Here is a 14,972-nt window from a genome sequence, read left to right as displayed (position 1 = left end):
ACCGGGTCGCCCGTTCGGCCACGCACAGGTCGGCACAGGTCGGCACAGGTCGGCACAGGTCGGCACAGGTCGGCACAGGTCGGCACAGGTCCGCGCGGGTCCGCGCGAGTCCGCACAGGTCCGCGCGGACCCGCGCGGGTCATCGGAACCGGCCCCGGGGGAGGGGCCGGACCACGATCCAGGGGGGACGGCACATGAACGCCAGCCAGGGAGAGCGGGCGAAGCCCGCCGGGCCGGATCTGCGGAGCGTCCAGGAGGCCGTCGCGCGGGCGCTCGGGGAGCACCTGCCCGGCGGAGTGCGCAGCGGTGAACTGGACCGCGATGGGCGGGCGTTGCGCTGGGTGGAGGCCGGTCGGGGCGGTGTCGCACCGATGGTCCTGATCGCGGGTTGCGGCACCACGGCGCTCGGCTGGTCGGCCGTCTTGCCCGAACTCGCCCGGTACGGGCGGGTCGTGGCGTACGACCGGGCGGGGCTGGGCGCCAGCGAGCCCGGTCGGGCCGCCGCCCCGACGCTGGACGGCCAGATCGCCGACCTGGCCGCCCTCGTTCAGCACCTGGAAGCCGGACCGGCGCTCCTGATCGGGCACAGCTGGGGCGGCCAGCTGGCCCAACTCCTCGCCTGGCAGCGGCCGGAGCTGGTGGCCGGGCTGGTCCTGGTGGACCCGGCGCACGAGGAGTTCCAGCCATGGTCCATCCGGGCCGCCGAGGCGGTGCTGAACCGGCTGTGGCTGTACCGGGCTGGATCGGCGCCGACGGCGTCGGCACCGGCGTCCCTCGATGCGGAGGTGCCGCTCGATCGGGCGACGCCGCTCGATCCGGCGACGTCGCTCGACCGGGCCGAGGCGGCCGTGATCGCGCACCGGCACCAGCGGCGGGCCGTCCTCGCCGAGCAGCGGCTGACCTCCGTCGCCGTTCCGGAGATCCGGCGACGCCGCTCCACCGCGCGACCGTTCGAGATGCCGGTGACGGTCCTGAGCGCGACCCGGGGACTGCCCGGTGCGATGCGCGTCCGCTGGACCGCCCTGCAGGCGGGCATCGCGAGGAACGCCGTCCGGGGAACCCACAGCACGGTCCACGGTGCCGGTCACGCCATTCAGGCCGACCGGCCCCGGGCGGTCGTCGCGGCCGTCCGAGAGGTTTCGGATCACGCCCGATACTTCCTTATGGACTGATGATTCGTGCTCAATTCCTGTCCGGACCTGATCAACTGAGCCTGTAACCCGCTCTGGCACACTGTGTGCCGATGACCCGTCGGGGCGGGGCACGGAACACGGGGGGGCAGGGGTATGAGCGGGGCGGGCACCGTGCTCGGCGGGCGGTACGAGCTGGTCGAGAAGATCGGCGGCGGCGCGATGGGTTCGGTCTGGAGGGCCGAGGACACCGTGCTGGCACGCCGGGTCGCGGTCAAGATCCTGCGCTCGGAGCTGCTGGAGGACGACACCTCCGCCCAGCGCTTCCGCCGCGAGGCCCAGCTCGTCGCCGCGGTCGACCACCCCGGCGTGGTGGGCGTCCACGACTACGGCGAGAGCGGCGGGGACGGCGAGGAACGCTGCGCCTACATCGTCATGGAGCTGATCGACGGCCGTCCGCTGGACAGGGTGCTCAAGGACACCGGCCGGATGAGCGTCGAGCGCACCCTCGACCTGGTGGCCGGCGCCCTGGACGCGCTGCACGCCGCGCACCGGCGGGAGATCGTGCACCGGGACATCAAGCCGTCCAACCTGATGGTGCGGGTCGACGGGCGGGTGGCCATCACCGACTTCGGCATCGCTCGGGCACTCGCCAGCACCAAGCTGACCGCCCCGTTCGCGATCATCGGCACCGCGCTCTACATGTCCCCCGAGCAGGCCGAGGGCGCGAACCTCGGACCGGCCACCGACCTCTACTCGATCGGCGTGGTCTGCTACGAGCTGCTGGTCGGCGCGCCGCCGTACTCCGGTGACGGGCCGCTCCAGATCGCGCTCAAGCACGTCAACCAGCCGGTGCCGGAACTGCCGGACACCTTCCCGGTGTCGGTGCGGGCGCTGGTGGCCAGGGCGCTCGCCAAGAAGCCCGAGGAACGGTACGCGGACGCCGCCGCGATGGCGGCGGCGGCCCGAGCGGCTCGTGCGGCACTCGTGAGGGACGGCGGCGCGGGCGGCGCGCAGGCACCCGGGAAGGCAGGCCCCGAGGGCAGCGGGACCATCCCGCTCGGGGCCGGCGCGGGCTCGGCGGACAAGAACGGTGCGGCGGCCGATGGCGGTGCGGGGGCCAAGGGCGGTGCGGCGGACAAGGGCGGTGCTGTCGAACTGATCAAGGGCGGCGCCGGGGCGGACCCGGCCGAGGCGGGGGCCGTGGTGGTCCCCGCCGTGGGCGGCGCCCCGGCGGCGGACGAGGTCGCGAAGGTGGAGCCGCAGGCTCCCACCGAGCCCGGCCGCAAGCGGTCGCGGCGCGCCCTGCTGGTGCCCATCGTCATCCCCGTCGTCATCTCGATGGGCACGGCGACCGTGCTGCTGGTCGACCGCGGGGCGGGCGGCTCCGACGCGGCCCTGACACCCGGCGCCCAGCCGACCGTGGTGGTCACCGTGCCGGCGAACCCGGGCACCGCCACCGCGGCGCCCGCGACCACCACCGCGCCGGTCACCTCGGCGCCGACCGACACTCCGGCGGCCACCCCGGGCCCCGACCAGTCGGCTCCCGCCGCCGGCCAGGGCCAGCCGCAGGCCCCGGTGCCCCCGGTGCCGGCCGCCGGACAGGGCGGCAGCGGCGGTGCGGGCGGTGCGGGCGGTTCGAGCGGTGCGGGCGGCGGCCGGAGCGGTGGTACGGGCGCGGGTACGGGTACGGCTGCGGGCGGATCACCGGCCGATCAGGCGAACAAGCCCGGCGGTGGCAACCCGCCCAACCCGCCCGCCGACCAGAACCCGCAGCCCCCGGCCCAGACCACGAGCGGCACCGGCAACACCTCGTCAGGTGCGAACAGGCCGCCGTCCTGCGGCGGCAACAGCTGGAGCACCATCGTCAGCGTGAAGGACGGCCGCACGATCGGGATGCGCGACGACAACCTGAGCGGGGACAACCCGATCCTGGTCGGCGGTCACTCGCAGTACGGCTGGGTGCGCTCGACCAATCCCGGCGCGTGGATCCTCTTCAACGCCTGCAACAACGGCGGCCCGCAGCTGGTCCAGACGATGGACGGGAAGGTCGTGCTGAGCAACGGGTTCAGCTTCCTCACCAACTGGACGGTCCGCAGCGGAAGTTCGGCCGGCTCGTACACGCTCGGCGACTACCAGAACCAGGTCTGCATGACCAACAACGGCCCCGGCAGCGCGGTCACCATGGTCGCCTGCACCGCCGGCAACGCCGCCCAGGAGTGGCGGCTCCAGTGACGGCCCCGGCCGACCCGGGCCGGTAGCAGCCTCCCTTCCGGCGGGCAAGGGGGGCAGGTGGCGGAACCTCGCCACCCGGGTGTCAAGGGACTGTATGGAATCTTCTACACACATGTAAAAGTCGATCGACGGTCGGCCTGCCAGGTGCTCCGGGCCCGCGTTCGGTGAGCGAGTGCCCGTAGGTGCAGGCGATCGGCCGTCGCTCTGCTCGAAGCCCTTGGCGGGATGCGGTGAATTGCCCCGATTCATCTGCCGATTGGACGCTCTTTACCCAATGGCGGGACCTGGCCAATCAATGAAGCAGACCTGTCAATTCATCTGCTGGATTGTCATGCTTCTGGTCACCCCCTGGCGGTAGCCCCACCCCCACCCCTTGGTGGCGAGCCGCTCGACTGCACGGGGTTCCCGCACGCCAGCACCCGTCCCGCCCCACAGGGCCGACCCGGCCCCCGGGACGCGGTGCGACCGCGCCCTGACGCGGTTTCCCGGAAGGACTCGTTCGTGAAGCGTAAGCTCGCAGCCGTCGCCGTGCTCTCGGCCACGGCCCTGTTGACCGGTGTGATCCAGGTGAGCACCGCCGCCCAGGCCGCTCCCACCCCCTCGCTGCGGGTGCAGGCCGCCCAGCAGCACGCGACCGCGCTCAAGCTGGCGGCCGGTCAGGCCGGCCCGCTGGCCAAGGCGCTCAAGCTCGGCGACAAGGAGCAACTGGTCGCCAAGGACGCCGCGGTGGACAAGGACGGCACTCGCCACCTGCGCTTCGAGCGCATCTACGCCGGCCTGCCGGTGATCGGTGGAGACCTGGTCGTCCACCAGAAGGCCGACGGCTCGGTGAAGTCGGTCGACAAGGCGGTCGCCGCCCGGATCGCGCTGCCGAGCCTGACCCCGAAGATCGCCGCCGACCAGGCCGTCGCCCAGGTCACCGCGGGAGTCAAGGCCACCGTCGGGGTGAGCGCCGACGCCGACGAGTCGCCGCTCACCGAGGTCCACCGGGCCGGTCAGGCCGAGCTGGTGGTCTGGGCCACCGACGGCACCCCGCGCCTGGCGTACCGCACCACGGTCGAGGGCCTGCGCGCCGACGGCACCCCGAGCCGCCAGATCCTCGTCACCGACGCCGCCGACGGCCGGGTCCTCGCCACGCACGAGACGATCGAGACCGCGGCCGGCACCGGCAACGGCGTCTTCGTCGGCCAGGTCCCGCTGACCACCACCCAGAGCGGTTCGAGCTACTCGCTCAAGGACGCGAGCCGCGGCGACCAGTCCACCAGCGACCTCAACGGCGGCACCGACGGAACCGGATCGCTGTTCGCCAACACCAGCAACAACTTCGGTGACGGAACGGTCAACAGCCGCGAATCCGCCGCCGTGGACGCCCAGTTCGGCGCCGCCACCACCTGGGACTTCTACAAGAACACCTTCGGCCGCAGCGGCATCCGCAACGACGGCGTCGGCGCCCTGAGCCGGGTGCACTACGGCTCCAACTACGTCAACGCCTTCTGGGACGACAGCTGCTTCTGCATGTCGTACGGCGACGGCAACAACGACACCGCGCCGCTCACCGAGATCGACGTGGCCGGGCACGAGATGAGCCACGGCGTCACCGCCGCGACCGCCAACCTCAACTACTCCGGTGAGTCCGGCGGCCTCAACGAGGCCACCTCGGACATCATGGGCACGATGGTCGAGTGGTACGCCAACCTGCCCTCCAACCCGCCGAACTACTGGATCGGCGAGCTGATCAACCTGCGCGGCGACGGCAGCCCGCTGCGCTACATGGACCAGCCGAGCAAGGACGGCGCCTCGGCGGACTACTGGGACGCGAACGTCGGCAACCTGGACGTGCACTACTCGTCCGGAGTGGCGAACCACTTCTTCTACCTGCTGTCCGAGGGCAGCGGCGCGAAGACGGTCAACGGGTTCAGCTACAACAGCCCGACGTACGACAACTCCACGCTCGCGGGCATCGGGCGGGACAAGGCCGCGCAGATCTGGTACCGCGCGCTGACCACCTACTTCACCTCGACCACCGACTACGCGGGCGCCCGGGCGGGCACCCTCAGCGCGGCGGCGGACCTGTACGGATCGGGCAGCGCGGAGTACAACGCCGTCGCCGCCACCTGGACGGCCGTCAACGTCAACTGAGCCGAGTCCGGCGCCGGTTCCGGTGAGACCTCGGGCATGAGCCGAGCCCGGAACCGGGTCGGAACCGGGCCGGCCCGGGCCTGGACCGATCAGGCCCGGGCCCGGGAAGGAGTCGAGGCCCCGCCGGGCCGTGGGTGCCGGCCGGCGGGGGAGTACGGCGGGGGAGTACGGAGGGGGAGTACGGCGGGAGCGACGGTGAGCGGACCACCGTCGCTCCCGCTGTATGGCGCCTGACGATACGTCAATTTTCCTTCTCGTGCAGCTTCGGAGGAGGTTCGCGGAACGGCCGGTGGCGGGCGGCGGAGCGCGGGGCGCGAAGTAGCACCTCCACCGGGCCTCCGTACACCCAGAAAACTCGACCATCGCGGTGGTAGTGGACAACCCTCGGTAACGGCAGTGAACTTGGTTCCGGGGCGAACCCCCGGGTCCGTAGCGTCCCCGGCATGACGCTACTGAAGCAAAACCCGCCGAGCGCCGTCCGATGGCGCGGCCTGCTGGTCTACCTGGTGCTCGCCTACGCCGGGATGTGGGCGGCCATGACACCACTGCTCGCCGGCGGCTACCGGCGCGCCGACGCCCGTGAGGAGGTCGGCGCCCTGGAACAACTCTGCATCGGGGCCGCCATGCTGGCCCCGGCGCTGGCGGCCCTGCTCGTGGTCCGCTTCGTCGAGCGCGGCGGCGGGGTGCGGGAGGCGCTCGCGTTGCGGTGGCCCCGACCGCGGGCCCGCGCGGTCCGGGCCTGTCTGCTGCCGCTCGGGGTGCTCGGCGGACTGACGGCCGCGACGCTGGTGCTCGGTGCGGTGGCGGGCGGCTACCCGTTCGCCGGCTTCGGATCGCTGGACGCCGGGCGGATCGGATCGTGGGCGCTCCAGGGCTCGATCGGGATGGTGCTGTCGCTGCCGCTGTTCTTCGGTGAGGAGATCGGCTGGCAGGGCTTCCTCTTCCCCCGGTTGCTGCGACTCGGCCGGGGCGAGGGCGGAGGCGGTGGCGGTACGGCGGCCTTGGTGCGGGCGTACGTGCTCACCGGAACGGCCTTCGCGCTCTGGCACCTGCCGACGCTGCTGATGGGCGGCCAGTACCCGGGGCGGCCCTGGTACCTGGCGGTGCCCGCGCTGACGGTGAGCTGTGTGCTCGTCCTGCCGGTCTTCACCTGGCTGAGGCTGCGTTCGGGGTCGGTGGTCCCGGCGGTGCTGGCGCACGCCTTCGCGAGCAGCATGAGCGTGTCGATGGTGCGGGAGTTCGCCGCCCCGGGCGCCGAGCTGGACCCGCTCACCATGTCGCTGGCCGGCTGGCCCGGCTGGATCGTCCTCGGTGGGTTCGTGGCCTTCCTCGCATGCACCGGGCGGCTGCGGCCGGAGCGGTACGGGCAGTGGTGACCGCCCGGGCGGCGGGCGGATGACGGGTGACGGGCGACGGATGACGGATAACGAATGACAGATTTCATCATCTGTTATCCGTCATCAGGCATCTGTCGTCCGTCACCCGCCCGCCGGCGCCAGGTCCCTGCGGATCTCGTCCAGGATCAGCCCGGCCCCGGTGTAGCCGATGCCGAGCATCCACAGGCTGTCGTCCACGCCGAACACCCGCCCGCTGCGTACGGCGTCCAGGCTCTTCCAGAGCGCGCCCTCGGTGATCCTTCCCCGGTCCGACTTGGCCGCGTCCCCGTACACGGAATAGAAGATGACGTCGGCCGCCGCCTGGTCCACCTGCTCGGGGCTGATCTCCATCGAGAAGCCGGGCTTGTCCTGGTTGGCGGGCCGGCCGAGCCCGAGGTCCTTGAACAGCGAGCCGACGAAGGTGTCGTTGAGGTAGAGCCTGGTCGGTGCGCCCGCCAGGAAGCGGGCCATCTCGACCCGGGTGGCCGCCGCCCTGGCCGGCCCGCCGAGTGCGGTCACGAGGTCCCGCAGCCTGGTCCGGTACGCCGCGTCCGCGGCCTCGGCCTCGGTCTGGCGGCCCAGTGCCTCGGCGTGCAGCCGGACGTTCTCCTTCCAGGTCGGGCCGGTGGTCCTGGAGAGCACCGTCGGCGCGATCTTCGAGAGCTCGTCGTAGCGCTTGTCGTCGCGGACCTGGTTGCTCAGGATGAGGTCCGGCCGCAGTGCCGCGATCGTCTCCAGGCCGGGCTGGCCGATCGCCCCGACGGGCTTCGTCCCGGACAGCCGCTCCGCCGGCAGGTAAGCGGGGAAGGGGGCGCCCGCGGTGACGGTGGTGGCGCCGACCGGGCTGAGGCCGAGGGTGACCACCGAGTCCAGCGCGTCGGTGTCCAGGACCACCACCCGGCTCGCCCGCGCCGGCACGGTGCTCTCGCCTCGCGCGTGCCGGACCGTCCGCGTTCCGCCTGCCGAGCCGCCGCCGGTCGAACCGGTCGAACCGGTCGAACCGGTCGAACCGGTCGAACCGGTCGAGCCCGCCGAGCCGACACCCGGCGCCGGGGAGCCGGACCCGCAGGCGGTGAGCACGACCCCGGGGGCGAGCCCGGCGGCGAGGCCGAGGGCGGCGCGGCGGCTGAGCGGTCGGGGCATCGGCGGTACCTCCAACGTGCGGGCGGGACGCGGGGATCCCTGCCCGGACAGTGGCCCGGTTACGCCTCGGAGCCGTTCTCCCGTCGCTGGCGCAGGAGTTCGGTGTACTCGACGTGCACCCGACGGTCCATCGCGAGGGCGAACTGGGCGTCCGCGACCGTACGCGCCAGCGGCCGGACGCGCAGGATGCGCTCGGTGAGCCGGGCCGCCGCTCCGGGCGGCAGCGGGGCGTCGGCGGCCAGCGCGCTGAGCAGGTGCTCGCTGACCACCTCGATGAAGATCTCGGCGATGGCGTCCACGTGCTCCTGGGTGCGCCGGCTGGCCTCCAGTACGGCCGAGAGCGGCACCCCCTCCGCCACGAGCTCGGTGGTGGCGTCCATCAGCCGGCGGCTGACGTGGGTGATGCCGTCCTCCTCGACGGTGATGTAGCCCTGGGCGATCGACTCGGCGGTGTTCTCCTCGGTGAGCTGGTCGCCGAACGCGGTCTTCAGTTCGTCCCAGTCCAGGCGCACCGGGGTCTCGTCGGACCACGGCGCGACGATCGCCGCCTCCAGTCCGATCAGCTCGGCGACGTCCCGCCCGCTCTCGCCGGCACCGATCAGCTCGGCGATGCCACCCAGGGTGTGGCCGCGTTCGAGCAGTTCACCGATCATCCGCAGCCGGGCCAGGTGCTCCTCGCCGTACCAGGCGATGCGGCCCTCCCTGCGGGGTGGCTGAAGCAGTTTGCGCTCGCGGTAGAAGCGCAGGGTGCGGGTGGTGATGCCGGCGGCCTCGGCCAGTTCCTCCACCCGGTACTCGCGTTTTCTGTCGCCCGCAGCAGCTCTGACCTTGTCCACGGCGATCAGCATAGGACCGCCGGCCCGGAAGGTTCCCCGAACCGGAGCCGTCGTGCTTCTTCCATCCGGTGTCAGCAAGGGCTACCCTGCCAACCATGCCAGTGATTACTGGCGCGATTGGCAGGGTCCCGGAGGCGAGCCCCCGGGAGGTTCCGGGGCCGCGACCCCGGGAGAGCGCGACGATCACCGTCCCACCCTCAGGAGGTTTGCCGCATGGCACCCAGCAGCAAGCGCCCCCGCTCCGGCGCGTCCGCAGCGACCGACACCGCCGCTGCGCAGGAGCCCGCCCCGCACGTCCGGGTGGCGGTGATCGGCTCCGGCTTCGGCGGCCTCGGCGCCGCGGTCCGACTGCGTCGCGCCGGGATCACCGACTTCGTGGTGCTGGAACGGGCGGACTCCGTCGGCGGCACCTGGCGGGACAACAGCTACCCCGGCTGCGCCTGCGACGTTCCCTCGCACCTCTACTCCTTCTCCTTCGCGCCCAACCCCGACTGGCCGCGCAGCTTCTCCGGCCAGCCGGACATCCGCGCCTACCTGGAAAAGGTCGCCACCGTCTTCGGTCTCCGCCCCCACCTGCGCTTCAACACCGAAGTACTGGAAGCCCGCTGGGAGAGCGAGCAGACCCGCTGGCGGATCACCACCTCGGCCGGCCAGTGGACCGCCGACGCCGTCGTCTCCGCCGCCGGACCGCTCGCCGACCCGCAGATCCCCGACCTGCCCGGACTGAGCGGCTTCCCCGGCAAGGTCTTCCACTCCTCCCGCTGGGACCACGACTTCGACCTGACCGGCAAGCGCGTGGCGATGGTCGGCACCGGCGCCTCCGCCGCCCAGATCATCCCGTCGATCCAGCCCGGGGTCGGCAAGCTGACGGTCTTCCAGCGCACCCCGGCGTGGGTGCTTCCCCGTCGCGACCGCGAGATCACCCAGCTGGAGAGGTGGCTGCACGGCCGCCTGCCGGTCACCACGAAGATCCGCCGCGGCACGCTCTTCGCCCTCCGGGAGATCCAGGTCGACGCCTTCGTGCGCCGCCCCGGGCTGCTGCGCCTGGTCCAGCGGCTCGCCGAGCGGCACATCGCCCAGGGCGTCCGCGACCCGGAGCTGCGCGCCAGGCTCACCCCGGACTACCGGATCGGCTGCAAGCGCATCCTGCTCAGCAACACCTACTACCCGGCCCTCGCGGCGGCCAACACCGAGGTCGTCTCCTCCGGCCTGCGCGAACTGCGCGGCTCCACCCTGGTCGCGGCCGACGGCAGCGAGCACGAAGTGGACGCCATCGTCTTCGGCACCGGCTTCCACGTCACCGACATGCCCATCGGCGCCCGGGTGTTCGGCGCCAACGGCACCAGCCTGGCCGAGGAGTGGAAGGACGGCATGGAGGCGCTGCGCGGCTCGACCGTGCACGGCTTCCCGAACCTCTTCTTCGTCATCGGGCCCAACACCGGCCTCGGCAACAGCTCGATGATCCTCATGATCGAGTCCCAACTGAACTACATGATCGACGCGTTGACCACACTCGGCTCGATCGGTGCCGCCGCGATGCAGCCCACCGCGCGCGCCCAGCGGCAGTGGAACCTCGAACTCCAGCACCGGATGGACCGCACCGTCTGGACCACCGGCGGCTGCCTCAGCTGGTACCTCGACCCGAACGGCAAGAACACCGTGCTCTGGCCCGGCTCCACCACCTCGTTCCGCCGGGCCACCCGCAAGGTCGACCTCGGCGAGTACGAGCTGATCATGCGCGCCGCACCGGCCGCCACCCGCACCACCGCCCAGGAGGTCTCCGCGTGAGCGCCCGGCTGCCCGAGGACTACGAACCGCCGCGTCCGGTGGAGGAGTTGAGCGTCCGGTCGGCGGACGGCATCCGGCTGCACGTCGAGGTGCACGGCCGGCCCGGAGCGCCCACCGTGGTGCTCGCCCACGGCTGGACCTGCTCCACCGCCTTCTGGGCCCCGGTGATCCGCCGGCTGTCCGACCGCTACCGGGTGGTGGCCTACGACCAGCGCGGCCACGGGAACAGCGAGATCCCGCCGAGCCGGGCCCGCTACTCGACCCGGGCGCTGGCCGAGGACCTGTCCGCCGTACTCGCGCGGACCGTTCCGGCGGGCGAGCGGGCCGTGCTCGCCGGGCACAGCATGGGCGGGATGACCATCATGGCCGCCGGCGGCCGCCCCGAGGTCGCCGACCGCACCGCGGCGGCCGTCCTGATCTCCACCGGGCCGGGCGACCTCGTGGCCGAACTCACCGTCCTGCCACCGGCCGTACGACCCCGGGGCCTGCGGCGCTTCCTGCACCGGCAGCTGCTGCGCTCCCGGATGCCGCTCGGGCCGGTCTCGCCGGTCAGCCGGGTGGCGCTCAAGTACGCCACCATGGGACCCGGTTCGTCCGCCGGCCAGGTCGAGGCGACGGCCCGGATCGTGCACGCCTGCCCGACCGCCGTCCGCGCCAACTGGGCCGCGGTGCTGGACCGGCTGGACGTCCACGCCGGGCTCGCCCGGCTCGCCGCGCCCACGGCGGTGGTGGTCGGCACCGGCGACCGGCTGACCCCGCCGGTGCACGCCCACCGGATCGTCGCCGAACTCCAGGACGCGCAGGGGCTGTTGCTGCTGCCCGGGGTCGGCCACATGTCGCCGCTGGAGCGCCCGGACGAGGTCGCCGCCGAGATCCACCGGATGGCCGCCGCGTACCTGGCGTCCGCGCCGGCCGGTGCCGCTTCGGCCGGCGCTGCTTCGGCCGGTGGTGCTCCCGCCGGTGCTGCTTCCGCTTCCGTCGATGAGAGGACCGCCGTCGCATGAACGCCATCCCGCCGTTGTCCGCGCAGGTCGTCGTCGTCACCGGTGCCGCGCGCGGCGTCGGTGCGTCGCTGGCCCGCAAGCTCGCCCGGCGCGGGGCCAAGGTCGCCCTGCTGGGACTGGAGCCGGAGGAGCTGAAGGCCGCCGCCGCGCAGTGCGGGCCGTCCGCGAGCAGCTGGGAGGTGGACGTCACCGACCTCGACGCGCTGGAGGACACCGCCCGGCGGATCAAGGAGCACTACGGTCGGATCGACGCCGTCGTCGCCAATGCCGGGATCGCCATCGGCGGTCCGCTGGCCGACAGCGACCACAAGGCGTTCAGCCGGGTCATCGAGGTCAACCTGCTCGGCAGCGTGGCCACCGCGCGGGCGTTCCTGCCGGCGCTCGCCGAGAGCCGCGGCTACCTGCTCCAGATCGCCTCGCTCGCGGCGCTGACCCCTGCGCCGCTGATGAGCGCGTACTGCGCCAGCAAGTCCGGGGTGGAGGCCTTCGCCCACTCGATCCGTGCGGAGGTGGCCTACCAGGGGGTCAAGGTCGGTGTCGGGTACCTGAGTTGGACCGACACGGACATGGTGCGCGGGGCCGACCAGGACGCCGTGCTGAAGCAGATGCGCTCCCGGCTGCCGTGGCCGGCGAACAAGACGTATCCGCTGGAGCCCGCGGTGGACCGGATCGTCGCCGGGATCGCCCGCCGGTCCGCCCACGTCTACGCGCAGGCCTGGCTGCGCGGGATGCAGCCGGTCCGCTGGCTGCTGCCGTCCCTGATCGCGGTGGTCGGCTCCCGGGACGTGGCCCGGATCGCACCCCAGCTCGCCGCCACCGCGGCGAGCCGCCTGCGCGCCGTCGGCGCCGGGGGCGCGGCGGACACCGCGGTCCGGGGGAGCCGGAGCGGCGCGGGCGACTGACGGGTGAGGACTGAGGACTGAGGACTGAGGGCGAAGGGCCTACGGCGGACAGCTGACAGCCGACGGACGACAGCGAACAGATGACGGCTGACAGCCGACAGATTTTGAAATCTGTCAGCTGTCGTCCGTTCGCCGCTCACCCGCCCCCTCCGCGATCCCCGCCAGCGTCTCCAGCGCCCGCGCGAGCACCGGCAGCGGCGGGGACGCGAGCCCGACCCGGACGGCGGAGGGCGAGCGCCGGGGGTCGACGGCGAAGGCCGCCGCGGGCGTCACCGAGATCCCGGCACGCGCCGCCTCCGCGACGAAGGCCTCCGCCCGTCGGCCCGTCGGCAGCTCCCACCACAGGTAGTACGAGCAGGGGTCGGACCGCAGCCGTCGTCCCGTCAGCACCTCGCGGGCCAGCAGCTGCCGGGCCCTCGCGTCGGCCCGCTTCGCCGCCTCCACCGCGGCCAGCGTGCCGTCCCCGATCCAGCGCACCGCCGCCTCCAGCGCGAAACCGCTCGGCGTCCACCCGCCCGAGCGCAGCGCCCCCGCCACCCGCTCGCGCAACGCCGCCGGGACGACCGCGAACCCGGTGGTCAGCCCCGGGGCGAGCCGCTTGGAGAGGCTGTCCACGAGCACGGTGCGCTCCGGCGCGAGCGCGGCCAGCGGCGCGAGCTCGGGCCGCAGGAAGGACCAGATGGCGTCCTCGACCACCGGCAGGTCGAGCCGTCGCAGCACCGCGACGAGTGCCACCGCCCGCTCCTGCGGCAGGCTCGCGCCGAGTGGGTTCTGCAGGCGCGGCTGGACGTACACCGCGCGCAGCGGCCCGGCCCGGTGGGCGGCGGCCACGGCCTCCGGCAGCAGTCCGTGCTCGTCCACGGCCAGCGGCACCAGTACGATGCCCAGCCGATCCGCCACCGCCTTGACCACCGGATAGGTCAGCTCCTCCACGCCCAGCCGCTGCCCGGGCGGCACCAGCGCGGACAGGGCCCCGGCGATGGCCTGCCGCCCGTTGCCGGCGAACAGCAGTCGCTCCGCCCCGACCTCCCAGGAGCCGGCCGACACCAGGCCCGCGAACGCCCGCCGGGCCGCGACCGTCCCGGCCGCGCCGACCGGCCGCAAGGCGTCGCCCAGCGCGTCCGGACGCAGCAGCGGCGCCAGGGCGCCCGCCAGCAGCTCGGCCTGCCCGGGGACGGAGGGGTAGCTGAGCTCCAGGTCCACGGGGGCGGAGGCCGGCTCCGCGAGCGGCACCCGGGTGCCGTCCGGTGCGCGCCCGGCCCGGACGAACGTCCCGCGCCCGACCTCCCCGACGGTCAGCCCGCGCCGGGCCAGTTCCCGGTAGACGCGTCCGGCGGTCGAGTTGGCGATGCCCCGGCTGCGCGCGAAGGCGCGCTGGGTGGGCAGCTGCTGGCCGGGCCGCAGTCGCCCGTCCGCGATCTCGGCGGCGATCCGGTCGGCGATCAGGCGGTAGTCGTCCATCGGCGGTCGGCCTCCAGAGGTCCCTCGTTGCTCGCGGACTCGCGCGCCGGCCAAGCGCCGGCCCACGCGACGGCCCATGCGCCGGCTCACGCGGGGCCCCGGCCCACATTGCACCGAGTGCAAAGTCATCATTGCATCGACCCAATGGTCCGTCCTAGCCTCCTCGCATGGACGCGTTGACATCGGCCGTGGACGGCCGGGCCGTACTCGGGATCGCCGCCGTGGCCCTGGGCATGGTGCTGTCGCCCGGGCCCAACATGATCTACCTGGTCTCGCGCTCGATCGCGCAGGGCCGCCGCGCCGGGCTGATCTCGCTGACCGGGGTCGCGGCCGGCTTCCTGGTCTACCTGGTCGCGGTGACGGCGGGAGTGGCCGCGGTGTTCTCCGTGGTGCCCGCCCTCTACACCGTGATCAAGCTGGCCGGCGCCGGGTACCTGCTCTGGCTGGCCTGGAAGGCGGTCAAGCCGGGCGGCACGGCGGTCTTCGCCCCGCAGCAGCTGCCGCCGGACCCGCCGCGCCGGCTGTTCGCGATGGGCTTCCTGACCTGCCTGCTCAACCCCAAGATCGCCATCATGTACATCTCGCTGCTGCCCCAGTTCGTGGCCCCGGAGCGCGGCCACGTCGCGGTGCAGAGCCTGCTGCTGGGCCTGGTTCAGATCGCGATCGCGATCACCGTCAACGGCCTGATCGCGGTGAGCGCGGGCGGCATCGCCGCCTTCCTCAACCGCCGCCCCGGCTGGCTGCGAATCCAGCGCTACGCGATGGGCACCGTCCTCGCCGGCCTCGCCGTGCACATCGCCGCCGACCGCGCCAAGGCCGTGGCGGTCTGAGAGCCGAGGCCGTAGCGGTCCAGGTGCGAGATGCTAGTGTCCTGCGCCTGAAATCCGCTTCATATCTGTAGCCTGTTCCCATGGCACGCATGGGTCGGCCGATGGCCGAGTTGACCTTGACCGGTGAC

11 protein-coding genes are annotated in these 14,972 nt (G+C 73.1%); 8 read left to right on the top strand and 3 right to left on the bottom strand.

Translation table 11 applies throughout. The annotated features are described in order from the left end of the window. Positions 1-194 precede the first annotated feature (194 nt). From ACWGKU_RS07200 to ACWGKU_RS07185, 4 genes are all read left to right on the top strand, one after another. The gene (locus ACWGKU_RS07200; RefSeq protein ID WP_452177919.1) at positions 195-1,172 is read left to right on the top strand and encodes an alpha/beta fold hydrolase; all 978 of its coding nucleotides are present in this window, start codon (positions 195-197) and stop codon (positions 1,170-1,172) included. 114 nt (positions 1,173-1,286) lie between these two features. Beyond that, positions 1,287-3,365: a serine/threonine-protein kinase gene (locus ACWGKU_RS07195; protein WP_452177918.1), complete on the top strand. Its 2,079-nt coding sequence runs from the start codon at positions 1,287-1,289 to the stop codon at positions 3,363-3,365. Positions 3,366-3,866: 501 nt separating this feature from the next. After that, positions 3,867-5,504 (top strand): M4 family metallopeptidase, encoded by a 1,638-nt coding sequence (locus tag ACWGKU_RS07190; protein ID WP_452177917.1) that lies wholly within the window; start codon positions 3,867-3,869, stop codon positions 5,502-5,504. Between the two features lie 443 nt (positions 5,505-5,947). Next, positions 5,948-6,880 (top strand): CPBP family intramembrane glutamic endopeptidase, encoded by a 933-nt coding sequence (locus ACWGKU_RS07185; RefSeq protein WP_401053321.1) that lies wholly within the window; start codon positions 5,948-5,950, stop codon positions 6,878-6,880. Between the two features lie 102 nt (positions 6,881-6,982). Here the strand turns inward: ACWGKU_RS07185 and ACWGKU_RS07180 are convergent, their stop codons facing one another. Both ACWGKU_RS07180 and ACWGKU_RS07175 read right to left on the bottom strand, forming a co-directional pair. Continuing rightward, positions 6,983-8,023 (bottom strand): ABC transporter substrate-binding protein, encoded by a 1,041-nt coding sequence (locus ACWGKU_RS07180; RefSeq protein ID WP_452177916.1) that lies wholly within the window; start codon positions 8,021-8,023, stop codon positions 6,983-6,985. A gap of 59 nt (positions 8,024-8,082) precedes the next feature. After that, entirely contained in the window at positions 8,083-8,859 is a 777-nt protein-coding gene (locus ACWGKU_RS07175) for a MerR family transcriptional regulator (RefSeq protein ID WP_452177915.1), read from the bottom strand. Between the two features lie 213 nt (positions 8,860-9,072). Between ACWGKU_RS07175 and ACWGKU_RS07170 the strand changes: the two genes are divergently transcribed. Genes ACWGKU_RS07170 through ACWGKU_RS07160 form a run of 3 tightly spaced genes read left to right on the top strand, consistent with a single transcriptional unit; the run spans position 9,073 to position 12,553 of the window. Then, positions 9,073-10,647, top strand: a complete 1,575-nt coding sequence (locus ACWGKU_RS07170) for a flavin-containing monooxygenase (RefSeq protein ID WP_401049030.1) — start codon at positions 9,073-9,075, stop codon at positions 10,645-10,647. Further along, positions 10,644-11,651 (top strand): alpha/beta fold hydrolase, encoded by a 1,008-nt coding sequence (locus ACWGKU_RS07165; protein ID WP_401049028.1) that lies wholly within the window; start codon positions 10,644-10,646, stop codon positions 11,649-11,651. The genes ACWGKU_RS07170 and ACWGKU_RS07165 overlap by 4 nt, the downstream gene beginning before the upstream one ends. Continuing rightward, positions 11,648-12,553, top strand: a complete 906-nt coding sequence (locus tag ACWGKU_RS07160) for an SDR family oxidoreductase (RefSeq protein ID WP_452177914.1) — start codon at positions 11,648-11,650, stop codon at positions 12,551-12,553. The genes ACWGKU_RS07165 and ACWGKU_RS07160 overlap by 4 nt, the downstream gene beginning before the upstream one ends. Before the next feature lie 114 nt (positions 12,554-12,667). Here the strand turns inward: ACWGKU_RS07160 and ACWGKU_RS07155 are convergent, their stop codons facing one another. Continuing rightward, the gene (locus tag ACWGKU_RS07155; RefSeq protein WP_452177913.1) at positions 12,668-14,014 is read right to left on the bottom strand and encodes an aminotransferase-like domain-containing protein; all 1,347 of its coding nucleotides are present in this window, start codon (positions 14,012-14,014) and stop codon (positions 12,668-12,670) included. Between the two features lie 167 nt (positions 14,015-14,181). On the opposite strand from ACWGKU_RS07155, the gene ACWGKU_RS07150 reads away from it, so the two are divergent. After that, complete coding sequence (locus ACWGKU_RS07150; protein WP_401049022.1) at positions 14,182-14,844, top strand: LysE family translocator; 663 nt, start codon at positions 14,182-14,184, stop codon at positions 14,842-14,844. Positions 14,845-14,972 lie beyond the last annotated feature (128 nt).

The sequence above is a fragment of the Kitasatospora sp. NPDC054768 genome (genome assembly GCF_053612025.1).
This window is presented reverse-complemented; position numbering and strand designations above follow the sequence as displayed.

Coding starts and splice junctions, on each gene's coding strand:
- ACWGKU_RS07185 (WP_401053321.1), top strand. CDS start 5,948: ATGACGCTACTGAAGCAAAACCCGCCGAGCGCCGTCCGATGGCGCGGC.
- ACWGKU_RS07180 (WP_452177916.1), bottom strand. CDS start 8,023: ATGCCCCGACCGCTCAGCCGCCGCGCCGCCCTCGGCCTCGCCGCCGGG.
- ACWGKU_RS07200 (WP_452177919.1), top strand. CDS start 195: ATGAACGCCAGCCAGGGAGAGCGGGCGAAGCCCGCCGGGCCGGATCTG.
- ACWGKU_RS07155 (WP_452177913.1), bottom strand. CDS start 14,014: ATGGACGACTACCGCCTGATCGCCGACCGGATCGCCGCCGAGATCGCG.
- ACWGKU_RS07160 (WP_452177914.1), top strand. CDS start 11,648: ATGAACGCCATCCCGCCGTTGTCCGCGCAGGTCGTCGTCGTCACCGGT.
- ACWGKU_RS07170 (WP_401049030.1), top strand. CDS start 9,073: ATGGCACCCAGCAGCAAGCGCCCCCGCTCCGGCGCGTCCGCAGCGACC.
- ACWGKU_RS07150 (WP_401049022.1), top strand. CDS start 14,182: ATGGACGCGTTGACATCGGCCGTGGACGGCCGGGCCGTACTCGGGATC.
- ACWGKU_RS07195 (WP_452177918.1), top strand. CDS start 1,287: ATGAGCGGGGCGGGCACCGTGCTCGGCGGGCGGTACGAGCTGGTCGAG.